General features: G+C 72.7%; 20 protein-coding genes and 1 tRNA gene. 12 read left to right on the top strand and 9 right to left on the bottom strand.

Annotated elements, in window-relative coordinates:
• Positions 1 to 6 precede the first annotated feature (6 nt).
• The 3 genes from Sya03_RS31540 to Sya03_RS13390 form a co-directional block, all read right to left on the bottom strand.
• On the bottom strand, positions 7 to 3006 hold the full coding sequence (locus tag Sya03_RS31540) for an HdeD family acid-resistance protein (RefSeq protein ID WP_203938595.1): 3000 nt from the start codon (positions 3004 to 3006) through the stop codon (positions 7 to 9).
• Between the two features lie 108 nt (positions 3007 to 3114).
• Positions 3115 to 4554 carry a pyridoxal-dependent decarboxylase gene (locus Sya03_RS13395; protein WP_239107449.1) on the bottom strand — a complete coding sequence of 480 codons (1440 nt, stop codon included), beginning with the start codon at positions 4552 to 4554 and terminating at the stop codon, positions 3115 to 3117.
• 671 nt (positions 4555 to 5225) lie between these two features.
• Positions 5226 to 5298 (bottom strand) — tRNA-Leu (locus tag Sya03_RS13390).
• A 129-nt stretch (positions 5299 to 5427) separates the two neighbouring features.
• Between Sya03_RS13390 and Sya03_RS13385 the strand changes: the two genes are divergently transcribed.
• From Sya03_RS13385 to Sya03_RS13360, 6 genes are all read left to right on the top strand, one after another.
• On the top strand, positions 5428 to 6045 hold the full coding sequence (locus Sya03_RS13385; RefSeq protein WP_203938594.1) for an ANTAR domain-containing response regulator: 618 nt from the start codon (positions 5428 to 5430) through the stop codon (positions 6043 to 6045).
• 223 nt (positions 6046 to 6268) lie between these two features.
• Complete coding sequence (locus tag Sya03_RS13380) at positions 6269 to 7531, top strand: branched-chain amino acid ABC transporter permease (protein WP_239107447.1); 1263 nt, start codon at positions 6269 to 6271, stop codon at positions 7529 to 7531.
• A gap of 13 nt (positions 7532 to 7544) precedes the next feature.
• Positions 7545 to 8534: a branched-chain amino acid ABC transporter permease gene (locus tag Sya03_RS13375; protein WP_203938593.1), complete on the top strand. Its 990-nt coding sequence runs from the start codon at positions 7545 to 7547 to the stop codon at positions 8532 to 8534.
• Positions 8524 to 9513, top strand: coding sequence for an ABC transporter ATP-binding protein (locus Sya03_RS13370; RefSeq protein WP_203938592.1), 990 nt, complete (start codon positions 8524 to 8526; stop codon positions 9511 to 9513). The genes Sya03_RS13375 and Sya03_RS13370 overlap by 11 nt, the downstream gene beginning before the upstream one ends.
• The gene (locus Sya03_RS13365) at positions 9510 to 10358 is read left to right on the top strand and encodes an ABC transporter ATP-binding protein (RefSeq protein WP_239107446.1); all 849 of its coding nucleotides are present in this window, start codon (positions 9510 to 9512) and stop codon (positions 10356 to 10358) included. Before Sya03_RS13370 ends, Sya03_RS13365 begins: the two co-directional genes overlap by 4 nt.
• Positions 10359 to 10497: 139 nt before the next feature.
• Positions 10498 to 10815 carry a hypothetical protein gene (locus Sya03_RS13360; RefSeq protein ID WP_203938591.1) on the top strand — a complete coding sequence of 106 codons (318 nt, stop codon included), beginning with the start codon at positions 10498 to 10500 and terminating at the stop codon, positions 10813 to 10815.
• 727 nt (positions 10816 to 11542) lie between these two features.
• Here Sya03_RS13360 and Sya03_RS13355 read toward each other — a convergent pair.
• Entirely contained in the window at positions 11543 to 12817 is a 1275-nt protein-coding gene (locus Sya03_RS13355; protein WP_203938590.1) for an ABC transporter substrate-binding protein, read from the bottom strand.
• 220 nt (positions 12818 to 13037) lie between these two features.
• Between Sya03_RS13355 and polA the strand changes: the two genes are divergently transcribed.
• Complete coding sequence (gene polA / locus Sya03_RS13350) at positions 13038 to 15728, top strand: DNA polymerase I (RefSeq protein WP_203938589.1); 2691 nt, start codon at positions 13038 to 13040, stop codon at positions 15726 to 15728.
• Between the two features lie 282 nt (positions 15729 to 16010).
• On the top strand, positions 16011 to 16364 hold the full coding sequence (locus tag Sya03_RS13345) for an ArsR/SmtB family transcription factor (protein WP_203938588.1): 354 nt from the start codon (positions 16011 to 16013) through the stop codon (positions 16362 to 16364).
• A gap of 60 nt (positions 16365 to 16424) precedes the next feature.
• On the opposite strand, the gene Sya03_RS13340 is transcribed toward Sya03_RS13345, so the two are convergent.
• The 3 genes from Sya03_RS13340 to Sya03_RS13330 are packed head-to-tail and all read right to left on the bottom strand — an operon-like array spanning position 16425 to position 17885.
• The gene (locus tag Sya03_RS13340) at positions 16425 to 16748 is read right to left on the bottom strand and encodes a DUF3140 domain-containing protein (protein WP_203938587.1); all 324 of its coding nucleotides are present in this window, start codon (positions 16746 to 16748) and stop codon (positions 16425 to 16427) included.
• Positions 16745 to 16960, bottom strand: coding sequence for a hypervirulence associated TUDOR domain-containing protein (locus Sya03_RS13335; protein WP_203938586.1), 216 nt, complete (start codon positions 16958 to 16960; stop codon positions 16745 to 16747). The genes Sya03_RS13340 and Sya03_RS13335 overlap by 4 nt, the downstream gene beginning before the upstream one ends.
• A 49-nt stretch (positions 16961 to 17009) precedes the next feature.
• Positions 17010 to 17885, bottom strand: a complete 876-nt coding sequence (locus Sya03_RS13330; protein ID WP_203938585.1) for a class I SAM-dependent methyltransferase — start codon at positions 17883 to 17885, stop codon at positions 17010 to 17012.
• 213 nt (positions 17886 to 18098) lie between these two features.
• Here Sya03_RS13330 and rpsA point away from each other — a divergent pair, with 213 nt between their 5' ends.
• Complete coding sequence (gene rpsA, locus Sya03_RS13325) at positions 18099 to 19607, top strand: 30S ribosomal protein S1 (RefSeq protein WP_203938584.1); 1509 nt, start codon at positions 18099 to 18101, stop codon at positions 19605 to 19607.
• 61 nt (positions 19608 to 19668) lie between these two features.
• On the top strand, positions 19669 to 20889 hold the full coding sequence (gene coaE, locus Sya03_RS13320) for a dephospho-CoA kinase (RefSeq protein WP_203938583.1): 1221 nt from the start codon (positions 19669 to 19671) through the stop codon (positions 20887 to 20889).
• Here coaE and Sya03_RS13315 read toward each other — a convergent pair.
• Positions 20858 to 21337 (bottom strand): GNAT family N-acetyltransferase, encoded by a 480-nt coding sequence (locus Sya03_RS13315; RefSeq protein WP_203938582.1) that lies wholly within the window; start codon positions 21335 to 21337, stop codon positions 20858 to 20860. The two genes, coaE and Sya03_RS13315, sit on opposite strands and share 32 nt — an antisense overlap.
• Positions 21338 to 21682: 345 nt before the next feature.
• On the opposite strand from Sya03_RS13315, the gene uvrB reads away from it, so the two are divergent.
• Both uvrB and Sya03_RS13305 read left to right on the top strand, forming a co-directional pair.
• Complete coding sequence (gene uvrB, locus Sya03_RS13310) at positions 21683 to 23800, top strand: excinuclease ABC subunit UvrB (protein ID WP_203938581.1); 2118 nt, start codon at positions 21683 to 21685, stop codon at positions 23798 to 23800.
• 10 nt (positions 23801 to 23810) lie between these two features.
• The gene (locus Sya03_RS13305; RefSeq protein WP_239107443.1) at positions 23811 to 24650 is read left to right on the top strand and encodes a GNAT family N-acetyltransferase; all 840 of its coding nucleotides are present in this window, start codon (positions 23811 to 23813) and stop codon (positions 24648 to 24650) included.
• A 10-nt stretch (positions 24651 to 24660) separates the two neighbouring features.
• Here Sya03_RS13305 and Sya03_RS13300 read toward each other — a convergent pair whose 3' ends face one another.
• Positions 24661 to 24954 (bottom strand): antibiotic biosynthesis monooxygenase family protein, encoded by a 294-nt coding sequence (locus Sya03_RS13300; protein ID WP_203938580.1) that lies wholly within the window; start codon positions 24952 to 24954, stop codon positions 24661 to 24663.
• Between the last annotated feature and the right edge of the window lie 561 nt (positions 24955 to 25515).

Genomic DNA, 25515 nt, shown 5'->3' with positions numbered 1-25515 from the left:
GCCGGGTCACTCCGACCGGCGGCGCCGGCCGTTGCGGAACCAGCCGCCCCGGCCCTCCCGCGGCTCGTCGTCCTCGCCGCCGTCCGGCGTCCCGTGCACCACCGGGTCGCCCGGCACCCGCCGCCCCACCGGCTGCCCGCTCGGCGCCACCGGCGCGGCCGCCCGCGGATCCGCCGGCCCCACCGGCGTCGGGCTCGGCGCCTGACCCGCCGGAATCCGCATCCCGGCCCGGATCGGCGCCCCGCCCACCGGCGGGTACAGCGGCGGCAGCCCACCGGGCCGCGCCCCCGGACCGGCGTCCTGCGGCTCCCCAATCTGCGGCACCCCGACCTGCGGCACCCCGACCTGCGGCACCCCGACCTGCGGCACCCCGACCTGCGGCACCCCGACCCGCGGCCCACCGCCCAGCGGCGGCAAACCGCTCGGCTGCGACGCCCCCGCCGCCTCACCGACCGGCCGCGCCACCATCGGCGCCGGCTTGGCGGCCGGCTCGGCTCCCGCCGCTGCTCCCGGCGCCCGGAACGTCCCGCCCGGGACCGGCGGCAGCCCACTGGGCTCGCCGAGCCCGGCCGGCCCTTCCTCCGGCACACCGAGCGCGGGCCCGTGCGGCGAGCCGGACCACACCGCGGCCCCCTCGTACCCGGGCGCGGCCCCGGGCCGCTCGGGCGTCAGGTCGGCCGCCTGCCAGCTCACACCGCCCTGCTGCTCCTGCCACGCCGCGCTGAACCCCTGCGGCCCCACCGGCTCCTCCGGGCCGCCCGGCGCGGCCTGCCACACCGGCCGACCCCACGCGGGCTCCTCGTCGTCGTCCACGCCCGTGAGGCTCGGCAGCTTGATCATCGTGCCGGTGGGCTCCGGCCCGCCGAACACGTCGGCCAGCGGGTCATCGTCCCGGCTGGCGGGCTCCTCGCCCGCGGCGGCGGCCCACGGCCGGTCGAGCCGGTCGGCCACGCTGAACGACGACGGCCCGGCCTCCCCGGCAGCGCGGTCCTCGACATGGCCGGGGCTGGACCACGGGCCGGGCAGCGCCGTCCCGGTGGCCTCCCCGGTGGCCGTGCCGATGCCGAACCACGGCCGCGCGGGGCCGGGTTCGTCGCCGGGCCGGTCCGCGGCGCCCTCGGGCGTCTCCCAGCTGGCGGTCGGGCCCGACGGGATGCCGGCGGGCCCGCCGGCGGGCTCCTGTGCGGGTTCGTCCTGTGCGGCCGGGCGGAGGAGTCCGGTCGCGGGCTCGAAGGCCGGTTCGGCGGCCGGCGCCGGGCCGCGGTCCGCGGCGGGGCCGAAGGCGGAGCCGGTGAGGCGGTCTGCGCCGAGGCCCACTGCAGGGCCCGCCGCGTGGCTCCCCGCGGGGCCCGCGACGTGGCCCGTCGTGTTGCCCGCCGCGGAGTTCGCCATATGGTCCGCGGCGGGGTCGAGGTTGCGGTCCGCGGTGGGGGCCGCGGAGGGCTCCCAGACCGGGGAGGACCACGCCGGGAGCCCCGTCGCCGAGCCGGCGGGCAGGTCCGCGGCCAAGCCGGTCGGTTCGTCCGGGACGATGGTCGCCTCGGCCGCCGAGCCGGTCCGGGGGATGAAGCCCGAACCGGTCGGCAGATCCGCATCCCGGCCGGTCGACAGGCCCGAAGCCGAGCCGGCCGGCAGGCCCGGCCCGGTCGAGAGGTCCGGCTTAGTCGCGAGGCCCGGTTCAGTTAGCAGGCCCGAAGGCGGGCCGGTCGGCAGGTCCGGGGCCGAATCAGTCGGCACGTCGGCGCCGAGGTGGGTTGCCAGGTCCGCATCCGGGCCGGTCGGCACGTCCGTGGCCGGGCCCGTGAGCCGATCCGCCGGGTCCGCCTGCAGGCTCGCCCATCCCACCGCCGGCCCCGCCGGTGCGGCCGGGCGGAAGACGGCGAGCGGGTCGCCGTCCCGGGGCTCCGCCCGGTCCGAAACCGCTTCGCCGGCGGTGGCGGCGGGCCAGCCCGGATTGGTGTCCGTGCCGCCGGTGGTGGTGCGGCCGGCGTACCCCGGATTGGCGGGCCAGCCCGGACCCTCGGCGGCGGGGTCGAGCACGCCCCCGAGGTCCGAGGCCAGGGTGCCGGCGGACCGGCGGCGGCCGATGTAGTCGTCGTCCGGCGGGGTGGTGTCGTAGGGCGCCGCGGCGCGCGGGTCGAACGGCCGATCCTCGCCGGTCTCGTCGACCAGGTCGAGGCCGGCGTCGCCGGGCTCCTCCGACGATGGCGGCGGCGGGGGCGGGGGAGCGCCGTACCCGCCCGCCCGGTACGTCGTACCCGTCGAGCCGCCGCCCGGGCCCGCAGGGGTGGGCGGCGGGGCCGAGCCGACGGCCGGGCCGCCGCCGGTGTAGCCGGGGGCGGAGGCGCCGACGCCGACGGGTTCGGCCGCGGGCTGGGCGGCGGGTTCGCGGACGGACTCGTCCGCGCGGTGCCGGGCCACCGGGCGGCCGGCGGCGACGAAGTCCGCCTGGCCGGCCGCGTAGCCGGCGGCGCGCGGCTGCGGCTTCGCCTCGCGCATCCGCAGGGCGGCCACGATCTCCGCGATGCCGCGCAGCAGCGCGAACGCGCCCAGCGTCACCACCAGCATGGACGTGGTCTCGACGAAGCGCGCCGCCGCCCAGAACCCGACGACCGCCTCGCCGGCGCCGATGGCGAGCTGGGCGCCCCAGGCCGGCTCGCTCTGCCGGGTCGCCGCGGCCACGGCGATGTCGACGCCGCCGCGTACCAGCAGGAAGAAGCCCACGAGGGCGGCCAGGCCGACCACCGTGCCCGCGGGGTTGCCGACGGCGATCATGCCGACGAGCGCGGACAGGATCGCCAGCCCGCCGTGCAGCTGCCGCCACGTGGGGGCGAGCGACGCGCGGGCCAGTTCGGCGCCCGCCGCGAAGATCAGCAACGCGCCGGTGAGCCACGCGGCCTGGTCCGCCGCGTCCGGCTCGAACCGGGGTACGCTCCACGCGGCGATCATCCACGCGGCCCCCAGGAGCAGCAGCAACGCCCATCGGCGGCGGTGCTGATCGGCCATGGCCCTGGCGTTCGACCGAGACATTCGGACCTCCCGACATCGCTGTCCGTATCGTCATGACAGCACTCGGCAGGTCCGTGTCGCCCCGCTTTGGGAAAAACCTTCAGATCATCCCGGTTCGCCTGCTAGGCCGGCGATCAGCTCCCACGCGGCCGCCACGTGCCGCTCCTCGGTGCGCGGCGACCCCACCGCCAGCCGCAGCGCGTACCGGCCGTGCACCCGCGTATGGGTCAGGTACGCCGCCCCCGACGCGTTCGCCCGCGCCAGCAGCGCCGCATTTTGCTCGTCGGCGCCGTCGCCGTCGTCGCTGCGGAGGCGGAAACACACCAGCGAGAACGGGTGCGGCGCCACCACCTCGAACCGCTCGTCCGCCCGCACCCGCTCCGCGAACCACTGCGCCGCCGCCACCCCCGACCGGATGTGCGCGCGCAGCCCCTCCTCGCCGTACCAGCGCAGCACGAACCACAGCTTCAGCGCCCGGAACCGCCGCCCGAGCGGCACCTGCCAGTCCCGGTAGTCCAGCACCGCGCCCGAGTCGCTGGCCGCGTTGCGCAGGTACTCCGGCAGCACGGTCAGCGCCTGCACCAGCTCGGCGCGGTCCGCCACCCAGAACGCGTCGCAGTCGAACCCGGTCAGCAGCCACTTGTGCGGGTCGAAGCAGTACGAGTCCGCGAACTCCACCCCGGCGTGCGACCAGCGCAGCTCCGGGCACACCGCCGCCGAACCGGCGTACGCGGCGTCGACGTGCAGCCACACCCCGTACTCCCGGCAGATCTCCGCGATGGCCGGCAGCGGGTCGACCGCCGTCGTCGACGTGGTGCCGATCGTCGCCACCACGATCGCCGGCACACACCCGGCCGCCACGTCCGCGGCGAGCGCCGCCCGCAGCGCCTCCGGCCGCATCGCGCACGCCTCATCGGTCTCGACGGCCCGGACCTGACCGTCCCCGATGCCCGCGATCCGCGCCGCCTTCTCGATGGACGAATGCCCCTGCGTGGACGTGTACGCGGTGAACCGCCGCCGCACCCCCGCCGACCGCCACTCGCCCCCACTGGCCCGGTGCAGCGCGGCGAGCGTCGCCACCAGCGTGGCCGACGACGCCGAGTCCTGGATCACCCCGCCGCCCGCCCCGGTCGACAGGAACCGCTCGGGCAGCCCGAGCAGCCCCACCAGCCAGTCCAGGACGACGGTCTCCACCTCGGTCGCCGCCGGGCTGGTCGCCCACAGCATGCCCTGCACGCCCAGCCCCGAGCTGACCAGGTCACCGAGCACGCTGGGCCCGGACGTGTTCGCCGGGAAGTACGCGAAGAACCCGGGATGCTGCCAGTGCGTCACCCCCGGCAGCACGACCTCGTCGAGATCCTTGAGGATCGCGTCGACGCCCTCACCGGCGACCGGCGCGCGGGCGGGCAGCTTCCCCGCCACCGTGCCGGGCGGATCGGACGGCAGCACCGGGCGCTGCTCCAGCGTCGCCCAGTAGTCGGCGACCCAGTCGACCACCTGGTGCCCGTAGGCGCGGAACTCGTCCGGTGTCATGTGCGCGGCCACGTGGCCGACGTTACAACCGATCACGCCTCCGGGCCGACACGGACGTCGAGCGCGGCGACGGCCTCCCGCCGCGCGACGGGCACCTGCTTCCACATGCACATCCGCCACGTAATTCCGAGCCGGTCGAGCGATTCCTCGCAGAGGCGCATGAGGTCGCCCGAATGGTTCGTGAAGTGGTACCGGGGACAGGCGTAGGTCCTGCCGTTTGTGTGAATGGTGTTGGTCGCGCGGGAGCCGTCGGAATGCAGAAGGCCGCGGAGGAATCTGCGGCCCGCCCCGAGCTGCGGGAGCAGGCATGGCGTTTCCAGAGTGAGGAGACGGCCGCGCAACCCGGTTTCCGCCGGTGGTGGGCCGACCGGGTGCCGCAGGTGATCATGGCCGCTCCGACCTCGCGCATCAGGTCCGGGTACCGCTCGTCGCAGGCGACGGCGAGCAGCGGGATCCGCTGCGTCATGAGTTGATGGCCGTCGCCCAGGTACGTGCCGAGCAGAACGGGCAGCGCGTGTCGGGCGGCCGGGTGGGGCGCCGCGACGGTTCGTCATGCAGCCAATGGCCGACGGTCCGGCGGGGCAGTCCGAGAGCCCGGCAGATGTCGCCGAAGGGAATGCCGTTCGCGCTCATGTCCTCGGCCCGGCGGCGCAGCCGGCCCGGCGGTATGACATTCCTGGATGTGTCCCCGGTGGGATTCGAACCCACACTCGATGCTGTTTGAGAGCATTTCCTCTGCCGTTGGGATACGGGGACCGGCCCGCCTGGGGGTGGGACGGAACCCGCGCCAAGCTGAGCGATCCCCAGGGTACCCACTACGCTGAGGGCGGTGGCACCCGGATTACCCGGGCGCCGGGACGAACAGTGCGTTGGGGGTAGAGGGTCGTGGCCGACACGCAGGCGGGTGCCGACCGGCGGCGGGTGCTGATCGCCGAGGACGAGGCGCTCATCCGGCTGGACCTGGCCGAGATGCTCGTGGAGGAGGGCTACGACGTCGTCGGCGAGGCCGGGGACGGCGAGACGGCGGTGCGGCTGGCCGAGGAGCTGAAGCCCGACCTCGTGATCATGGACATCAAGATGCCGATCATGGACGGGCTGCAGGCGGCGGAGAAGATCGCCGACTCGCGGATCGCGCCGGTGGTCATCCTGACCGCGTTCAGCCAGCGTGACCTGGTGGAGCGGGCGCGGGCGGCGGGCGCGATGGCGTACCTGGTGAAGCCGTTCCAGAAGTCGGACCTGGTGCCGGCGGTGGAGATCGCGCTGTCGCGGTTCGCGGAGATCAGCGCGCTGGAGTCCGAGGTCGCGGGGCTGACGGACCGGCTGGAGACGCGCAAGTCGGTGGAGCGCGCCAAGGGCGCCCTGATGACGCAGTACGCGATGACGGAGCCGCAGGCGTTCAAGTGGATCCAGCGCACGGCGATGGATCACCGGATGACGATGCGCGAGGTCGCCGACCGGATCCTGGCGGAGGCGCCGGGGGAGTCCGGACCGGCCGAGGGGTGACGTCCGGGCCGGTCGGGCAGGTGGGGCCGGGCGAACGGGCAGAGCGTGGTGGCCCGACCCGGCCGGACCCGCGGTTCGGCCTGGTAAAAGGCCAATAACGGCTTGGTAACGGAGCGTTGGGGACGTGTGACGCGGGCTATGATCCGCCAGTCCTGGGGTGAAATATCCGGCGGACGATCACTTCCCCACACATCGAGGAGCACCGTTGCGTAGAGCCGTGGTCATGCTCACGGCCTTCCTGGCGAGTCTGTTCATCGCGTTCGGGTTCGGCGCCACAAGCGCCTGGGCCGAGGGCGAGGCATTGCAGGGCACCCTGATCAACAACGGTCAGCCGGTGGCTGGCGTGCAGATCACGGTCTCGTCGCAGGACGGCGCACAGGTCGGGCAGGTTCAGTCGGGTCCGGACGGGAAGTGGACGGTCCCCGTGCCGGCCGCGGGCACGTACCGGGTGGAACTGGACGTCACGACCCTGCCGGAGGGTCTCACGCTGACGAACAACCGTCCGGTGCTCACGCTGCCGGTGTTCGAGGGCAGCGCCCGCACGGCGCTGTTCCCGATCGGGTCGGAGGCGGGCGCCGGCGCGCCGGTCGACCCGGGCCCGAACCGGCTCGGCCAGATCCTCGACCTGGTGTACACGGGCCTGCACCTCGGCCTGATGATCGCGCTGGCCGCCCTCGGCCTGTCGCTGATCTTCGGCACGATGGGCCTGACGAACTTCGCGCACGGCGAGCTGGTGACGTTCGGCGCGCTGATGGCGTTCATCTTCAACGTGTTCGTGGGCCTGCCGGTGATCGTGGCGGGCGTGATCGCGGTGGCGCTGGGAGCCGGGTTCGGCTGGTTCCAGGACCGCTTCTTCTGGGGCTGGCTGCGCAAGCGGCGCACGGGCCTGATCGGCATGATGATCATCTCGATCGGCCTGGCGCTGACGATGCGCTACATCAGCCTCTACTGGTTCCGCGGCGAGACGCGCCAGTACAGCGACTACGTGGCGCAGCCGGGCATCGACATCGGCCCGATCGCCATCGCCCCGAAGAACCTCATCATGGACCTGATCGCGATCGTCGTGCTGGTCGCGGTGTCGGTGGCGCTGGTCAAGACGCGCCTCGGCAAGGCGACCCGGGCGGTGTCGACGAACCCCGCGCTCGCGGCCGCGTCCGGCATCAACGTGGACGCCATCATCCGGCTCGTCTGGACCATCGGCGGTGGGCTCGCGGCGCTGGCCGGTGTCATGCTGGGTGTCTTCCAGGGCATCAACTACCAGATGGGCTTCCAGATTCTGCTGCTGGTGTTCGCGGCGGTCACCCTGGGCGGCCTGGGCACGGCGTTCGGCGCCCTGCTCGGCAGCCTCGTGATCGGCCTGGCGACGCAGCTGTCGACGCTGTGGATCCCCACGGAGCTGAAGAACGTCGGCGCGCTCGCCGTGCTGATCATCGTCATCCTCGTCCGGCCCCAGGGCATCCTGGGCCGGCGCGAGCGGATCGGCTGAGGGGAGAGCTGCCGTGAACTGGGACGTCATCTTCAGCGTTTCCCTCGAGTCGCTGATCGGTCTGTCGACCATCGTGTACGCGCTGGCCGCGATCGGCCTGAACGTGCACTTCGGCTACACGGGCCTGCTCAACTTCGGCCAGTCGGCCTTCCTGGGTGTCGCCGCGTACGGCATGGCGATCACCGTCACGACCTTCGGCCAGCCGTTCTGGCTGGGCATCCTCGTCGGCCTGGGCGGCGTGGTGGTGCTGGCGCTGCTGCTGGGCATCCCGACGCTGCGGCTGCGCGCCGACTACCTGGCGATCGTGACGATCGCCGCGGCGGAGATCGTCCGCCTGCTGTTCCGCTCGGTGACCCTCAGCGAGTGGACGGGCGGCTCGGACGGCCTGCAGCAGTTCTCGCAGTCGTTCTACGACATGAACCCGTACTCGTCGCCGATCGAGACGACGCTGATCAGCTTCAGCACCCGCGAGCTGTGGGTGCTGACGGTCGGCTGGGTGCTCGTGGCGATCGCGCTGCTCATCGTCTGGCTGCTGATGCGCAGCCCGTGGGGCCGGGTCATCAAGGCCATCCGCGAGGACGAGGACGCGGTGCGCAGCCTCGGCAAGAACGTGTTCTCGTACAAGATCCAGGCGCTGATCCTCGGCGGTGTGCTGGGCTCGCTGGGCGGCTTCGTGTTCGCCCTCGGCCTGGCGGCGATCCAGCCAGACACCTACGGCACCGAGTTCACGTTCTACATGTACACGATCGTCATCCTGGGCGGCGCGGCCCGCGTGTTCGGCCCGGTCGTCGGCTCGATGATCTTCTGGTTCCTGCTGACGTTCATCAACGCGCTGCTGCCGTCGCTGATCTCGGTCGGCGCGATCCCGTCGTCGATCATGACCACCAACCAGGCCGGCGCGGTCGGCTACATCCTGGTGGGCATCGGCCTGATGCTGCTGCTGATCTTCCGGCCGCAGGGGATCTTCGGCGACAAGAAGGAGGTCATGCTCGATGCCCGCTGACCAGCAGACCGACGCCCCCGCCAAGGCCCGCGCGGTCGCCGCACTGGCCGACGTGCCCCGCGAGCCGGGCGCCAAGAAGCCCGACCCGATCCTCGTCGTCGACAAGGTGGTGCGGCGCTTCGGCGGCCTCACCGCCGTCAACGTCGGCCACGTGGAGATCCAGCGCGGCGCCATCACGGCCCTGATCGGCCCGAACGGCGCCGGCAAGACCACCTTCTTCAACCTGCTGACCGGCTTCGACAAGCCGGACGAGGGCAACTGGGCGTTCAACGGCCAGCCCCTGCAGGGCGTGGCCGCGCACAAGGTGGCCCGCCGCGGCATGGTCCGCACGTTCCAGCTCACCAAGTCGCTGAACCGCCTGTCGGTCATCGACAACATGCGGCTGGGCGCGACGGGCCAGCGCGGCGAGAACTTCTGGCGCGCGCTCATCCCGGGCCTGTGGAAGAAGCAGGAGCAGGACGTCACCGAACGCGCCGACGAGCTGCTGGCCCGCTTCAAGCTGGACGCCAAGCGCGAGGACTTCGCCGGCAGCCTGTCGGGCGGCCAGCGCAAGCTGCTCGAGATGGCCCGCGCGCTGATGGTGAACCCCGAGATGGTCATGCTCGACGAGCCGATGGCGGGCGTGAACCCGGCCCTGACGCAGTCGCTGCTGGGCCACGTGAAGGGCCTGCGCGAGCTGGGCATGACCGTGCTGTTCGTCGAGCACGACATGGACATGGTGCGCGACATCAGCGACTGGGTCATCGTGATGGGCCAGGGCGAGGTGATCGCCGAGGGCACCCCGGACGAGGTGATGGCGGACCAGCGGGTGATCGACGCCTACCTGGGCGCCCACCACGACGGCGCCGCCGACCCGGACGCCGACCCGGCGGCGGACACCGCCGGGCCCGCGGCTCCGGCGGCTCCGGCGGCGGGGGAGCCCGCCGGCCCGACGGCGGGGGCGACCGCGCCGAAGCCCGCGAAGGAGGACGGACAGTGACCGAGCCGAACCGCAACGCCGACGACACCGCGGCGGAGACCCCGGCCGAGACCCCGGTCGAGCTGGCCGACGACACCGCGGGCGTCGAGGTCGTCGACCGCTCCGAGCACCTGCGGGCCGCCGAGGGCGCCCTGGTGCGCGCCGACAACCTGCTCGCGGGCTACCTGCCGGGCGTCAACATCCTCAACGGCACCGACCTGTACGCCCACGAGGGCGAGCTGGTCGGCATCATCGGCCCCAACGGCGCCGGCAAGTCGACGCTGCTCAAGGCCCTGTTCGGCCTGGTGAACGTCCGCTCCGGCACGGTCACCCTGCGCGGCGCGGACATCACCAACCTCAAGGCGCACCAGCTGGTCGCCAAGGGCATCGGCTTCGTGCCGCAGACGAACAACGTCTTCGGCACGCTGACGATCGAGGAGAACCTCGAGATGGGGATCTTCCTCAAGCCGAAGCTGTTCAAGGAGCGCTTCGACTTCGTCGCCGGGCTGTTCCCCGCCCTGGGCCAGCGCCGCAAGCAGCGCGCCGGCAGCCTGTCGGGCGGCGAACGGCAGATGGTGGCGATGGGCCGGGCGCTGATGATGGAGCCCAGCGTGCTGCTGCTCGACGAGCCCTCCGCGGGCCTGTCGCCGGCGATGCAGGACGAGGTCTTCTTCCAGACGAAGAAGATCAACGGCACCGGCGTCACCGTCATCATGGTCGAGCAGAACGCCCGCCGCTGCCTGCAGATCTGCGACCGCGGCTACGTTCTCGACCAGGGCCGCAACGCGTACACGGCGTCGGGCCGCGACCTCATGCACGACCCGAAGGTCATCGAGCTGTACCTGGGCACGCTGGCCACCGCGTAACACCGGTCATCCACCCGAGGGCCGCGGCGCCACGCCGCGGCCCTCGGCGTGTCCGTCCACGGTGGCCGCCGCCGGTACGGTGCCGTGCATAGGGGCCTCGCACGACCGCGGCTCCGGCTGCCTGCGCCTGCTGTTGGGCGTGATCCTGCTGGTCGTGGCGTTGGTCCTGTGCGGCATCGGCGCGCTGCTGTACCAGTGGCACCGGTCGACCGAGCCACCGGAGTCCCGCTCGCCGACAGTGTCGGCGAGGGCCGCCGCGGCCACGACCGCCCTGGACACCCGCCTGGCCGCCGTGACGGCGGCGGCGCCCGGTCTGCACACCCCGGCCACCGCCGTGCACCGCCGAGGCCAGCGGCTTCTTCGGCAGCAATACGGCCCGGTCGCCTGCACCCGCACCCTGACCCGGTACCTCGCCGCGGACGGTGCCGACCACGGGGTCGGGCACGCCCGGCGCTGAGACCGGGCGTTGCGTGCGGGCGGCTGGTCGGGGGAGCCGCTGCTGCCGTCCCCGCCGGTCCTGGCCGGCTATGCCGACGACCTCGGCGCCGGGTTGCGGATCGAGTGGTTCGAACGGCCGCACGTGCCCCCGGCACACGGGCTGGTCCACACCGGACAGCGGCCGGCGGACAGCGACACGACGGTGTACCGGGCGGCCGAACCGGTCGACGTGCCCACCACCCGTCGCGGCCGCGTACGGCCGGTACCGGCTCGTGGCGGTGGTGTCGCTGGCGCTGCGGTACCACGACGGTGTGGACCCGTCGCCGAGCCCTGCGGACGACGGCGGGGGCTACCACCGGCCGTGCCTCAGCGGCAGCGGCGACTGCGTCGGCGGCTGACGGCCCGCGGTTCCCAGCGCCGGGAGCAGTTGGCCCCGCGGCGGCGGCGGAACCCGCCGCCGGACAGATTGACGACGGCCCTCGCGGGAGGGTGCTGCCCTTCAAGGAAGTGGCGGCCCGGGCAGGGATGGCCCCGCGCGCAAGGCAGTGGCGGCCCTGTCGGAGCGGTCAACGCTCTCCCGCCGGGCTCGGACCTCCGAGCGGTCCAGCAGCCGCCCGCGCCGGCGGGCGAAGACAACCCGCGCGATGCCGCCGGATGGTCAGGCCGCCGGCCGGAACGCGAACGAGGGCCCGGCCGACCGGCCGGGCCCTCGAACTGTGCTCAGTGGTGCGTGCTGCGGTGGTGCGTCAGCCGGCGATGTTGCCCGACAGGAACGTGACGTTCTTGTAGGTGTTGTCCGCGCCGTACTGGTAGATGCCGATGGTGGCCTGCTGCGGGTCACCGGCCTCGTTGAACTCGATCGGGCCGCTGACACCGTCGTAGTCGATGTCGGTGCCGGCCTTCACCAGGTCGACGCACTCCTTGAAGGCCTTGCACTTGGTGCCGCCGGCGCTGACGGTCGCGAGGTTCTTCGCGATGTCGGCCGGGGCGTCCGACTTGGCCTGCTCGGCGGCGAGGGCCGCCAGGATGGTGGCGTCGTACGACTCGGGGCCGTAGTTGAAGTCCTTCAGCGCCGGGTCGATGGCGAGCATCTTCTTGCGGAAGTCCTCGCTGACCTGCGCGCCCGGCTGGGTGCCCTTGGCGCCGCCGAACGTGTTGGCCGGGAACTCCTTGCCGTAGTTCGACAGGTTGCCGTCGACCAGGTACCACTTCTTGGCCTGGGCGGTGAGACCGGCCTCGACCAGCTTCGGGACGATCTTCTTGGTCTCGTCGAAGCCGATGAGCAGGATCGCGTCCGGGTTCGCCGACTTGATCTTGCCGACCTCGGCCGAGTAGTCGGCCGCCTTCGGGTCGTAGACCTCCTCGGCGACGACCTGGCCACCCTGGGCCTCGATCGCGGCGCGGGCGTTCTTGGCCAGACCCGTGCCGTACGAGTCCTGCAGGACCAGCATGCCGACCTTGGCGTTGCCGTCCTGGACGACGAGGTCGCCGAGGACGCGGCCCTGGAGGACGTCCGGCGGGGCGGTCCGGAAGTAGAGGCCCTTGTCGTTGTACGTGGTGAACGCGTCGGACGTGTTCGCCGGCGAGATCTGCACGACGCCCGCACCGGTGATCTTGTCGATGACCGACAGCGAGACCGAGGACGAGGCGGCGCCGACGATGACGTCGACCTTCTCCGTCAGGAGCTTGTTGACCGACTGGGAGGCGATGTCGGTGGACGTGTCGCCGGAGTCGGTGTCGCTGACGACGACCGGCTTGCCGAGCGCGCCGCCCGCGTCGTTGATCTCCTTGACGGCGAGGTCGACGCCCGCGAACTCCGGCGGGCCGAGGAAGGCCAGCGAACCGGTCTGCGGCAGAAGGGTGCCGATCTTCAGTACGCCGTCAGCCGGAACTGCCGCGGGAGCCTGCGAGGTCGCGCCGGTTCCCGGCGTGTCGCTGCTGTCGTCTGCACACGCGCTGAGCGCGAGGCACGCGGCGCCCAGCACGGCGGTGGTGCGCCATGCGATGTTCGGGCGGATCATCCATGTCTCCTTCGGGTCCAGCGCTTGTCGAGCGCAGGCGCGCTTGGAATGACGCTGATGCAGGAAACCTAATGACCAGGTGTGACGTGATACCAGCGTTTGTCCCGGCTGATGCGGAGTAGTTGCGCAGTCGTGATGTTCACGGAGGGTGATCCGGTGCCGGGGCACGCCTCGCGGGCCTGCGCGGGGATGTCGGACCCCGGGTCTAGAGTCGTCTGACGTGAGCGATGATGCCCCCCGCCTGCTGCTGCTCGACGGTCACTCCCTGGCGTACCGGGCGTTCTTCGCCCTGCCGGTGGAGAACTTCTCCACGCAGACCGGGCAGCCCACCAACGCGGTGTTCGGCTTCACGTCGATGCTGATCAACATGCTGCGCGACGAGCGCCCCACGCACATCATCGTGGCGTTCGACGTGTCCCGGGTGTCGTTCCGCACGGAGAAGTACGCGGAGTACAAGGCCGGCCGGTCGGAGACCCCGCAGCCGTTCCAGGGCCAGGTCAGCCTGGTCAAGGAGGTCCTGGAGGCGCTGCGCATCCCGGTCGTCGAGAAGCCCGGCTACGAGGCCGACGACGTCATCGGCACCCTCGCCTGCCAGGCCCGCGACGCCGGCTTCGAGGTGGTCATCTCCACCGGCGACCGCGACGCGTTCCAACTCGCGGGCGAGCACGTCACGATCCTCTACCCGGTGCGCGGGGTGTCCGAGGTGTGGCGCATGACCCCGGCCGCGATCGAGGCGAAGTACTTCGTGCCGCCGGAGCGCTACCGCGACAAGGCCGCCCTCGTCGGCGAGACCAGCGACAACCTGCCCGGCGTGCCGGGCGTCGGCGACAAGACCGCCGCCAAGTGGATCAACGAGTACGGCGGCCTCGACGGCATCGTCGCCAACGCCGACAAGATCAAGGGCAAGGCCGGCGAGAACCTGCGCGCCCACCTCGCCGACGTGCTGCGCAACTACGAGATCAACAAGCTCGTCTGCGACCTCGACCTGCCGCTGCGCCCCGAGGACGCCCGCTGGCAGGGCTGGGACCGCGAGGCCGTCCACCAGGTCTTCGACTCGCTGGAGTTCCGGGTCCTGCGCGAGCGGCTCTACCAGTACCTCGACGCGGTCGAGCCCGAGGCCGAGGCCGGCTTCGACCTGGCCGGGGTACGGCTCGGCACCGGCCAGGTGGCCGGCTGGCTGCGCGAGCACGCCGGCACAGCGGCCGTCGGCGTCGCCGTGGCCGGCACGTTCGGCCGCGGCACCGGCTCCCTCACCGGCATCGCCGTGGCCGTCGCCGACGGCGCCGCCGCCTGGTTCGACCCGGCGGCCCTCGACGAGAACGACGAGCGCGCCGTCGCCGCCTGGCTCGCCGAGCCCACCCGCCCCAAGGTCGTCCACGACGCCAAGCCGGCGCTGCTGGCGTTCGCCGCGCACGGCTGGACCCTCGCCGGCGTCGAGACCGACACCGCGCTCGCGGCGTACCTGGCGAAGCCCGACCAGCGCTCCTACGACCTGGTCGACCTGGCCCTGCGCTACCTCAAGCGCGAGCTGCGCAACGACACCCCCGACGACGGCCAGCTCACCCTCGACGGCCTCGGCGGCGGCGACGAGGGCGTCGCCGAGCAGAACCTGATGCTGCGCGCCCGCGCCACCCTCGACCTGGCCCAGGTGCTGCGCGACGAGCTGTCCCGCGACGGCGACACCTCCATCGAGCTGCTCGCCGACGTCGAGCAGCCGCTGCTGTTCGTGCTCGCCGCCATGGAGCGCCTCGGCATCACCGCCGACACCGCGTACCTGACCGAGCTGGAGGCCCACTTCGCCGCGGAGGTCAAGGCGGCGGCGCAGGCCGCGTACGCCGAGGTTGGCCGCGAGTTCAACCTCGGCTCGCCCAAGCAGCTGCAGGAGATCCTGTTCGTCGAGCGCAACCTGCCCAAGACCAAGCGCATCAAGACCGGCTACACCACCGACGCCGACGCGCTGCAGGGCCTGTTCGCCCAGACCGGCGACCCGCTGCTCGAGCACCTGCTGCGCCACCGCGACGTCGCCAAGCTCAAGACCACCGTCGACGGCCTGCTCAAGAGCATCAGCGACGACGGCCGCATCCACACCACGTTCTTCCAGACCGTCGCCGCCACCGGCCGCCTGTCGTCGACCGACCCGAACCTGCAGAACATCCCCATCCGCACCGAGGAGGGCCGGCGCATCCGCCGGGCGTTCATCGTGGGCGAGGGCTTCGAGCAGCTGATGACCGCCGACTACAGCCAGATCGAGATGCGCATCATGGCGCACCTGTCCGGCGACGAGGCGCTCATCGCCGCCTTCAACTCCGGCGCCGACTTCCACGCCGCCACCGCGTCGTCGGTCTTCCACGTGCCGCTCGACGAGGTCCACGCCGACCAGCGCCGCAAGATCAAGGCCATGAACTACGGCCTGGCGTACGGGCTCAGCGCCTACGGCCTGTCCAACCAGCTCGGCATCACCACCGAGGAGGCGCGCGGCCTCATGGAGGAGTACTTCACCCGCTTCGGCGGCGTGCGCGACTACCTCCAGTCGGTCGTCAAGCGCGCCGTCCAGGACGGCTACACCGCCACCATCCTGGGCCGCCGCCGCTACCTGCCCGACCTGCTCAGCGACAACCGCCAGCGCCGCGAGATGGCCGAGCGGATGGCGCTGAACGCCCCGATCCAGGGTTCCGCCGCCGACATCATCAAGGTGGCGATGCTGCGCGTCGACGCGGCGCTGCGGTCGTCCGGGCTGCGCTCCACCATGCTGCTCCAGGTCCACGACGAGCTGGTGTTCGACGTGGCGCCGGGGGAGCGGGCGGCGCTGGAGGAGCTGGTGCGGCGCGAGATGGGCGGGGCCTACCCGCTGTCGGTGCCGCTGGAGGTCTCGGTGGGCGCGGGCACGGACTGGAACGGCGCCGACCACTGATCGCCGGCCCCGCCGGAGTCACCTGATCGAGTGGTTCGCGGACGGGTTCCGGCCCCGGGTCGCCGGCGAGCGCGGCAGGCCGAACCGGCAGGAACACCGGCGGGAATGGGCTCGCCCCGCCCGCGCCCGGCCCCGGCCGAGGCGCCGCCGGAACGGCCCCACCGCGCCGGAAGGGACCCGTCGCAGGGCTGCTGGGCGGTGCCGCGCACGTGCTCCCGCGTCACCTGGTCGGGGTGGCGAGGCGTGCCGGGGGCGGTTGCCGCCGTCTGCGAGGCTGGTGCGATGACGAACGACACCGCGCCGGGTTGGGCGCCGCTGGGCGTCGCGCCGCTCGACGCTGGGCACGCGGGTGTGCTGGCGCCGCAGTTCAAGGCGCTCGGCGACCCGGTGCGGCTGCGGCTGCTGTCGATGATCGCGGCCGCGCCCGACGGCGAGATCTGCGTGTGCGACCTGACCGGGGCGTTCGACCTGACCGGCCCCACCATCTCGCACCACCTGAAGGTGCTGCGCGAGGCCGGCCTCGTCGACGCCGACCGGCGCGGCACGTGGGTGTACTACCGGCCGCGGCCGGAGCTGTTCGCGTCCCTCGCCCGGCTGCTCGACGGCGCGCACGCCCTGGCCGGCGTCGGGCGCTGACCCAGCAGCCGCGCGTGGCCGGTCCGCCGGGGCGCGGCGGCCGGCCGGGGCGCCGGTGGGTCACTTCAGCGGGTCGTGGCCCCAGTTCATCAGCGAGTAGCGCCACTTCGTGTCCGTCACGTCGCCGTTCGGGCGCTGCGCCAGGTGGCGGTGGACGTAGCCGACGACCTTGCGCATGTGCGCCTCGTCGGCGTCCGTCAGGTCCGCCTTCCTGGTGTGCAGCAGCTTGACGATCTTGCGGCCGGAGTCGTGGCCGACGGACTCGCCGCCGTCCGACTTCTGCCCGACGCCGCGTGACTCGTCGGTCTTCAGCCATTTCTCGAGCTCGGACGCGGACATGTTCACGGCGTCCTTGAACTCCTGGTACGTGTCCGTGTCGGTCATTTCTTCAGCGCCCCCGGCTTGTGCACGGCCTCCTTGCCGGTCTTGTCGCTCTTGACCTTGTACTGCGGCTCCTCCTTCGAGGCCTTCACCGTGCGCCCGGCGGCCTCCGTCTCCTTCGTGATCTTGCCCTCGACCGTGCCGTGCACCTGCTGGCCGTGGCTGCTCCAGGTCACCTTGTCGCCCTTGCTCAGGGACTTCTCATCCTTCGCCATGCCTGCGTCCTACCCGTCCTCGACCAGCGAAAACGAATCGACGCAGCGGTCAGGGGCGGTGCGCGACGAAGATGGCGGTGCCGGGGAACAGGCGGCCGCGCAGGGGGCTCCACTGGCCCCATTCGGCCTCCAGCCACTCCGGCCACTCGGGCTCGACGAGGTCGTCGAGGACGAAGCCGGCGGCCACCAGCTCGCGGACGCGGTCGCCGAGCGTGCGGTGCTGCTCGACGTAGCGGGGCACGCCGTCGGCGTCCTCCTCGACGTACGGGCGGCGGTCGAAGTACGAGTTCACCGCCATGAGGCCGGCCTCGGCCGGGTCGTCGAGGAAGATCCAGCGCATCGGGTGGGTGATCGAGAAGACCCAGCGGCCGCCGGGGCGCAGCACCCGGAACACTTCGCGCATGACCGCGCCCGAGTCGGCCACGAACGGCACCGCGCCGAACGCCGTGCACACCACGTCGAACGCGCCCGCGGCGAACGGCAGGGCGAGGGCGTCGGCCTGGACGAGCGGGACGCGTACCCCCGTGGTGGTGGCCGCGCGGGCCGCGTGGCGCAACATGCCGGCGGACAGGTCCATGGCGACCACCCGGGCGCCCTCGCCCGCGAGCCAGCGGGCGGCCGACGCGGCCCCGCAGCCCAGCTCCAGCACCCGCGCGCCGGCCACGTCGCCGAGCAGCCGGGCGTCGGCCTCGCGCAGGCCCTCCGGGCACCAGACGAAGTCCACGTCGCCGAGGAAGCGGCCGTGTTCTGCCTGGTAGTCGTCGGCGTCGGCGTCCCACCAGCCGCGGCTGGCGACCCGGCTCTCGGCGTCGGAGACGGGGCGGCGCAGGACGGCCGGCCGGTCCGGGTGCGGTTCGAGCGATGTCACGGGCCCGAGGGTACGGTGTGTCCCCGTTCGGGCCGTCAGGGCCGGATCACGGAACATCGTGCCCGGCTCGTCCGGAGGGGTTGCAACCTGTGGTAATGCGCACGGTAAGCTGTTCGATGCGCTCGCGGATCGTGTGCCTCGGCAGGGAGCAGGCTCCGCGTTCGTCGGACACGCCATGATCTCCCACCGGAATTTCGTGCCGTGCCCGCCGGCGGATCCGCAGGCGCGAGCAGGTCACACGACACCATTCCGTTCGGAGCAACTGTCCACATGACGAGCAGCATCGAGGCCACCTCGAGCGCCAACAAGGTCACCGTCGACGACCTCGGGTCTGAGGAAGCCTTCCTCGCCGCCATCGACGAGACCATCAAGTACTTCAATGACGGCGACATTGTCGAAGGCACAGTCGTCAAGGTCGATCGGGACGAGGTCCTGCTCGACATCGGCTACAAGACCGAGGGCGTCATCCCCTCGCGCGAGTTGTCGATCAAGCATGACGTGGACCCCGCGGAAGTGGTGTCGGTCGGTGACCACATCGAAGCCCTCGTCCTCACCAAGGAGGACAAGGAGGGTCGTCTGATCCTCTCCAAGAAGCGCGCCCAGTACGAGCGCGCCTGGGGCACGATCGAGAAGATCAAGGACGAGGACGGCGTCGTGCGCGGCTCCGTCATCGAGGTGGTCAAGGGTGGCCTCATCCTCGACATCGGGCTCCGGGGCTTCCTCCCGGCGTCGCTGGTCGAGATGCGCCGTGTGCGCGACCTGCAGCCGTACGTCGGCCGCGAGCTCGAGGCGAAGATCATCGAGCTGGACAAGAACCGCAACAACGTGGTCCTGTCCCGCCGCGCCTGGCTCGAGCAGACCCAGTCCGAGGTCCGCACCGAGTTCCTCAACAAGCTGCAGAAGGGCCAGGTCCGCAAGGGCGTCGTGTCCTCGATCGTCAACTTCGGTGCCTTCGTGGACCTGGGTGGCGTCGACGGCCTCGTGCACGTCTCGGAGCTGTCCTGGAAGCACATCGACCACCCGTCCGAGGTCGTCGAGGTCGGCCAGGAGGTCGAGGTCGAGGTTCTGGACGTCGACCTGGACCGCGAGCGCGTCTCGCTGTCGCTGAAGGCGACCCAGGAAGACCCGTGGCGCCAGTTCGCCCGCACGCACGCGATCTCGCAGATCGTCCCCGGCAAGGTCACCAAGCTGGTGCCGTTCGGCGCGTTCGTCCGCGTCGACGACGGCATCGAGGGCCTGGTGCACATCTCCGAGCTGGCCGAGCGCCACGTGGAGCTGCCGGAGCAGGTCGTGCAGGTCGGCTCGGACGTCATGGTCAAGGTCATCGACATCGACCTCGAGCGTCGCCGCATCTCGCTGTCGCTCAAGCAGGCGAACGAGGGCTTCGTCGAGGGCGAGGAGCACTTCGACCCGACCCTCTACGGCATGGCCGCCACGTACGACAACGAGGGCAACTACATCTACCCGGAGGGCTTCGACCCGGAGACCGGCGAGTGGATGGAAGGCTTCGACAAGCAGCGCGAGACGTGGGAGAAGCAGTACGCCGACGCCCGCGAGCGCTGGGAGGCCCACACCAAGCAGGTGCAGACCTCCCGCGAGGCCGACGCCGAGGCCGCCGCCGCCCCGGCGACCAGCAGCACCAGCAGCACCAGCAGCCCCGCCACCTCCTCCAGCTCCAGCTCGTCGACCCCGGCGCGCCAGGCTGAGGAGCCGGCCGGCACGCTGGCCACCGACGAGGCCCTCGCGGCTCTGCGCGAGAAGCTCGCCGGCGGCAAGTAAGTCACCGCCTGATCGGCAGGCCCGTCCCTTCGGGGGCGGGCCTGTCGCCATAATGTGGCCCATGCTGCTCGTGGGACTGACCGGTGGGATCGGCGCCGGCAAGAGCGTCGTGGCGACGCGGCTCGCCGAGCTGGGCGCCGTGCTCATCGACGCCGACCGGCTCGCCCGCGAGGTGGTGGCCCCCGGCACCGAGGGGCTCGCCCGCGTCGCCGCCGCCTTCGGGCCGCAGGTGCTGGCCGCCGACGGTTCGCTCGACCGGCCGGCGCTGGGCGCGCGGGTGTTCGGCGACGAGGCCGGCCGGCGCACCCTCGAGGGCATCGTGCACCCGCTGGTGCGCGCCCGCACCCACGAGCTGGCCGCCGCCGCCCCGGCCGACGCGGTCGTCGTCAACGACGTCCCGCTGCTCGTCGAGGTGGGGCTGGCGCCCACGTTCCAGCTGGTCGTCGTCGTGGAGGCCGACGAGCCGACCCGGCTCGACCGGCTCGTGCGCGACCGCGGCATGACCCCCGACGCGGCGCGCGCCCGCATCGCCGCCCAGGCGTCCGACGCCCAGCGCGCCGCCGCCGCCGACGTGCTGCTGCGCAACGACGGCACCCTCGGCGCCCTGCTCGCCGCCGTCGACCGGCTGTACCGGGACCGGCTCGTGCCGTACGAGGCGGGGGTGCGCTCCGGCATCGTCAGCGCGAGTGACGGCGCCGCCGTGATCGCCGACCCCGACCCGGCGTGGCCCGCCCAGGCCGCCCGCCTGCTGGGCCGCGTCGGCCACGCGCTGCGCGACGTCCCCGGCGTGGACCTGGCGCACATCGGCTCCACCGCGGTGCCCGGGCTGCCCGCCAAGGACGTCATCGACCTGCAGGTCGGCGTACCCTCGCTCGCCGTGGCCGACGACGTGGCCGCCGCCCTCGGCGCGGCCGGGCTGCCGCGGCGGCCGGGGGAGTGGGCCGACATCCCGCGCGGCTCGGTGGGCACCGGCGAGGACCGCTGGCCGAAGCGGCTGCACGGCAGCGCCGACCCGGACCGGGCGGTCAACCTGCACGTGCGCGTCACCGGGTCGCCCGGCTGGCGGCTCGCGCTGCTGGTCCGCGACCACCTGCGGGCCGACGGCGCGGTCCGCGACGCCTACGGCGCGCTGAAGCGCCGCATCGCGGCCGGCGCGGCCGACATCGACGCGTACGCGGACACCAAGGAACCCTGGTTCGACACCGAGGCGGCGGCCGCCGAGCAGTGGGCCGCGCGCACCGGCTGGCGGCCTAGCGCAGCGGCTTGCGCATCTGCTGGGTGACCACCGTGTACCCGGCGCTGCTGTAGAGGCGCACGGCGCGGGCGTTGCCGCCGAACACGTTCAGCTCCAGCGCGCCCGCGCCCCCGGCCCGCGCCACCTCCTCGGCCGCCGCCAGCAGGGCGCGGCCCAGGCCTGTGCCGCGGTGCTCGGGGCGCACCTCGATGTCGTAGAGGAACGCGCAGTCGCGGGTGCCGCGCGGGTGCGTCAGGCCCAGCCACAGCACTCCGACCGGGGTGCCGTCGCCGAGGGTGGCCGTCAGGAACCGCATGCCGGCGGTGCCGCGGCCGTCGGGCAGCAGCGCGGCCTGCTGCCGGCGGGCGGTCTCCAGGGCGTCGGCGGCGTCCCAGACACCGGCGGCGACCTGCTCGTCGGCGTAGGCGCGCAGCGTCTCCTCGCGCCAGGCGTCGAACTCGTCACCGGTCATCGGACGCACGCGCAGGTCGGCCATGGAGGAATTGTCGCGCGCCGCGCCGTGGCCCAGCGCGGTCCGGGTACGCCGGTACAGGAAGAAGGGCGCCCGCGGCGGCCGGGTCCGCGCTGTGCGCGACCTCCCGTGGGTGCGCACGCCGGCAAAAGGCCGGGGCTGCTGACCCGGGACCGGCGACTGACGGTGTGGTGGTGCAGTCGCCGGGGCGGCCGCCGCGAGCGGCCTACCCCACGACGGTAAGCCCACGCCGCCACGGGGACAACGGACCAGCTCAGGGCGGAATTCGCACCTTCCGTCAGCACCCACCCGCCGGGGGTCTGGACAACGGCGGGGAAGTTGTCGGACCCCCGACGTACGGTGGTTGCCATGGCGCTCGACATCCCCCGACTCGACGGCCGTTTTGAGGTCATCAGCGACTACCGGCCGGCCGGCGACCAGCCCGCGGCCATCGACGAGCTGGAGCGTCGCGTGCGCCGCGGCGACCGTAACGTCGTGCTGCTCGGCGCCACCGGCACGGGCAAGAGCGCCACCACCGCCTGGCTCGTCGAGCGGCTGCAGCGCCCCACCCTGGTGATGGCGCCGAACAAGACCCTGTGCGCGCAGCTCGCCAAGGAGTTCCGCGAGCTGCTGCCCAACAACGCCGTCGAGTACTTCGTCAGCTACTACGACTACTACCAGCCCGAGGCGTACATCGCGCAGACCGACACCTACATCGAGAAGGACTCGTCGGTCAACGAGGAGGTCGAGCGGCTGCGCCACTCCGCCACCCGCTCGCTGCTGTCGCGCCGCGACGTCATCGTCGTCGCCACGGTCAGCGCCATCTACGGCCTGGGCACCCCGGAGGAATACCTCAACCAGGCCATCCGGCTCACCATCGGCCAGGAGTTCGACCGCGACCAGCTGCTGCGCCGCCTCGTCGACGTGCGCTACACCCGCAACGACATGGCGTTCGCCCGCGGCACGTTCCGGGTCCGCGGCGACACCCTGGAGATCATCCCGGCGTACGAGGAACTGGCGCTGCGCATCGAGTTCTTCGGCGACGAGGTCGAGCGGCTCTACTACCTGCACCCGCTGACCGGCGAGGTCGTGCGCGAGGTCGACAAGCTCGTGATCTTCCCGGCCACCCACTACGCGGCCGGCGCCGAGCGCATGGAACGCGCCATCCGCGACATCGAGGCCGAGCTGGAGGAGCGCCTCGCCGAGCTCGACCGGCAGGGCAAGCTGCTGGAGGCGCAGCGGCTGCGCATGCGCACCACCTACGACATCGAGATGATGCGCCAGGTCGGCTTCTGCAACGGCATCGAGAACTACTCGATGCACATGGACGGCCGCACCTACGGCACCCCGGCGCACACCCTGCTCGACTTCTTCCCCGACGACTACCTCACGGTCATCGACGAGTCCCACGTGACCATCCCGCAGATCGGCGGCATGTACGAGGGTGACGCGTCCCGCAAGCGCATCCTCATCGAGCACGGCTTCCGGCTGCCCAGCGCCGCCGACAACCGCCCGCTGCGCTTCGACGAGTTCCTCGAGCGCGTGGGCCAGATGGTCTACCTGTCCGCCACCCCGGGCGACTGGGAGATGCAGCAGGCGCAGGGCGAGTACGTGGAGCAGGTCATCCGCCCGACCGGCCTGGTCGACCCGAAGGTCGTCGTGAAGCCCACCAAGGGCCAGATCGACGACCTGATGCACGAGATCCGGGAGCGCACCGACCGCGACGAGCGCGTCCTGGTCACCACGCTGACCAAGAAGATGGCCGAGGACCTCACCGACTATCTGCTGGAGAACGGCATCCGCGTGCGCTACCTGCACTCCGAGGTGGACACGCTGCGCCGCGTCGAGCTGCTGCGCGAGCTGCGCAAGGGCGACTACGACGTGCTGGTCGGCATCAACCTGCTGCGCGAGGGCCTCGACCTGCCGGAGGTGTCGCTGGTCGCCATCCTCGACGCCGACAAGGAGGGCTTCCTGCGCAGCGGCCGCTCGCTCATCCAGACGATCGGCCGCGCGGCCCGCAACGTCTCGGGCGAGGTCCACATGTACGCCGACAAGATGACCCCGTCCATGGCCAACGCCATCGAGGAGACCGACCGGCGGCGCGCCAAGCAGGTCGCGTACAACGAGGCGCACGGCATCACGCCCGAGCCGCTGCGCAAGAAGATCCACGACATCCTCGACGACATCTACCGCGAGGCGGAGGACACCGACGCCCTGGCCGGCGCGGTGGTCGGCGGCTCCGGCCGGCAGATGTCGCGCGGCAAGGCGCCGGTGCCCGAGACCCGCTCGAAGCGCACCGCCGACGGCCGCAAGACCACCGAGGGCATGGCCCGGGCCGAGCTGGCCGAGCTCATCCAGAACCTGAACGACCAGATGCTGGCGGCCGCCCGCGAACTGCAGTTCGAGCTGGCCGCCCGCATCCGCGACGAGATGCAGGAGCTGAAGAAGGAACTGCGCGGCATGGACGCGGCGGGCATGCGCGGCTGACCCTTACCCCGTGATCGACCACGAGTGGCGTGTGCTGACGGGCGCCGGGTTGAGCGAGGTGGCCGCCTTGGCGGCGCGGTGCCTGGCCGTCCACGGGGGACTGCCGCTCGCCGCCGAGCCCTCGTTCCTGCAACGGCGGTTCGCGGCGCGGGCGGTGACCGCGCGGGATCCCGCCGGCCGGCTGATCGCCGCAGCCGGCCTCCGCGACGACGACGGCGGCGGCGGCCCGGTGGCGGCGTGGCTCGCCCTGCCCGAGGCGGTCGACCACGCGGGCGCTGCCGTGCTGGACGCCGCGCTGGCCGCCGGCGCGGTGCGGGTGGAGACCGAGTTCCTCACCGTCGCCGCCGAGCGGCTGTTCGCCCGGCGGGCGCTGGTGCCGGACCGCGCCGAGGACGTCCTGCGCTTCGACCGCCGCCACGGGATCTCCGCCGCCGCGCTGCCCGCCGGCATCACCCTGCGGGAGTGGTCCACCGGGCTGGCGCCGCGGTTCCACGCCGTCTACGCGGCGGCGTTCCGCGACCGGCCCGGCTTCCCCGGCTGGGACGTCACCCAATGGACCCGCTGGCTCGTCGACGACGACTTCCGCCCGCAGGCGTCACTGCTGGCCACCGGCGCCGACGGCACCGACGCCGGGTTCGTCACCAGCGCCGCCGGGTGGATCGTCCAGGTCGGCGTGCGGCCCGGGTGGCGGGGACGCGGGCTGGGGGCGGCGCTGGTGTGCGCGGCCCTGCGCCGCCACGACGCCGATGCGGTGCTGCTCGACGTGGCGGTCGGCAACCCGGCGGTGCGCCTGTACCGGCGGCTCGGCTTCGACCCGCTCGGGCGGCGCGGCACCTACCGGGTGGCGTGAGGCCGGCGGCTCAGACGGGGACGTCGACGAAGTGCTCGACGCGCGGCGGGCCCGCGAAGAACGGGCCGATCAGGCCGCGCCAGGTGGTGAAGCGGTCCGACTGGCGGAAGTTCTGCTCGTGCGCCTCGACGGAATCCCACTCGACCAGCAGCACGAAGCGGTTCGGCGTCTCGATCCCGCGCGTCATCAGCACCGAGCGGCAGCCGGGCGTGCCGGCCAGAATGTCGTGACCCTTGGCGTACGCCGCGGCGAACTCGTCCTCCTGGCCAGGGACGACGTCGATGAGAGCAACCTCGAGAACCATGCGCGCAGCCTGCCATGCGCCGGATCTTCACCCGGTGCTGGGGTGACGGCCACCCACCATCCACACCAGCCTCCTAGGACGCCTTGGCGGAGGTGGCGTGGCCCACCACCTGACAGCGCCGGTTGGGGGTCGATGTCGGCGGGGTGGCCGAGGCGCTGCGGGTGTGGGCGACGAAGCTCAGGCTGCGGGGGAGTGCCGGAAGTGCTGCCCGGCAGCTTCGCGACGAAGCCGTTGGTGGCTCTGGCACCGCGGGGTGACGGCGATGGAGCGGCCGGGTCGGGATGGGGCCGTGGCGCGAAGCCCAACGGAGATCGCATGATCCGAGACGTCGGGCCGGCCCGAGCGAGACCCAAGGCCAGTTCATCGCCTGCGTGGGGCCAGGCGGAGCCGAGGCCGATCCGAGGCGAAGTCGGGCCCGCGACCGGAAAGGCGCCAGGCCCGGCGAAGCTGAGCCGCCGGCGGAGCGTGGGCAGCGGAGGACCGCCCGCGGAGGACCGCCCGCGGAGGACCGCCCGCGGAGGACCGCCCGCGGAGGACCGCCCGCGGAGGACCGCCCGCGGA

It is taken from the genome of Spirilliplanes yamanashiensis (genome assembly GCF_016863475.1).
Taxonomy (GTDB): domain Bacteria; phylum Actinomycetota; class Actinomycetes; order Mycobacteriales; family Micromonosporaceae; genus Spirilliplanes; species Spirilliplanes yamanashiensis.
This window is presented reverse-complemented; position numbering and strand designations above follow the sequence as displayed.

What these genes read in the sequence shown, in the direction of transcription:
- Sya03_RS31540 (WP_203938595.1), bottom strand. Translation starts at nt 3,006, where the DNA reads ATGGCCGATCAGCACCGCCGCCGATGGGCGTTGCTGCTGCTCCTGGGG.
- Sya03_RS13380 (WP_239107447.1), top strand. Translation starts at nt 6,269, where the DNA reads ATGCTCACGGCCTTCCTGGCGAGTCTGTTCATCGCGTTCGGGTTCGGC.
- Sya03_RS13370 (WP_203938592.1), top strand. Translation starts at nt 8,524, where the DNA reads ATGCCCGCTGACCAGCAGACCGACGCCCCCGCCAAGGCCCGCGCGGTC.
- Sya03_RS13355 (WP_203938590.1), bottom strand. Translation starts at nt 12,817, where the DNA reads ATGATCCGCCCGAACATCGCATGGCGCACCACCGCCGTGCTGGGCGCC.
- Sya03_RS13345 (WP_203938588.1), top strand. Translation starts at nt 16,011, where the DNA reads ATGACGAACGACACCGCGCCGGGTTGGGCGCCGCTGGGCGTCGCGCCG.
- Sya03_RS13340 (WP_203938587.1), bottom strand. Translation starts at nt 16,748, where the DNA reads ATGACCGACACGGACACGTACCAGGAGTTCAAGGACGCCGTGAACATG.
- Sya03_RS13335 (WP_203938586.1), bottom strand. Translation starts at nt 16,960, where the DNA reads ATGGCGAAGGATGAGAAGTCCCTGAGCAAGGGCGACAAGGTGACCTGG.
- Sya03_RS13330 (WP_203938585.1), bottom strand. Translation starts at nt 17,885, where the DNA reads ATGTTCCGTGATCCGGCCCTGACGGCCCGAACGGGGACACACCGTACC.
- rpsA (WP_203938584.1), top strand. Translation starts at nt 18,099, where the DNA reads ATGACGAGCAGCATCGAGGCCACCTCGAGCGCCAACAAGGTCACCGTC.
- coaE (WP_203938583.1), top strand. Translation starts at nt 19,669, where the DNA reads ATGCTGCTCGTGGGACTGACCGGTGGGATCGGCGCCGGCAAGAGCGTC.
- Sya03_RS13315 (WP_203938582.1), bottom strand. Translation starts at nt 21,337, where the DNA reads ATGGCCGACCTGCGCGTGCGTCCGATGACCGGTGACGAGTTCGACGCC.
- uvrB (WP_203938581.1), top strand. Translation starts at nt 21,683, where the DNA reads ATGGCGCTCGACATCCCCCGACTCGACGGCCGTTTTGAGGTCATCAGC.
- Sya03_RS13300 (WP_203938580.1), bottom strand. Translation starts at nt 24,954, where the DNA reads ATGGTTCTCGAGGTTGCTCTCATCGACGTCGTCCCTGGCCAGGAGGAC.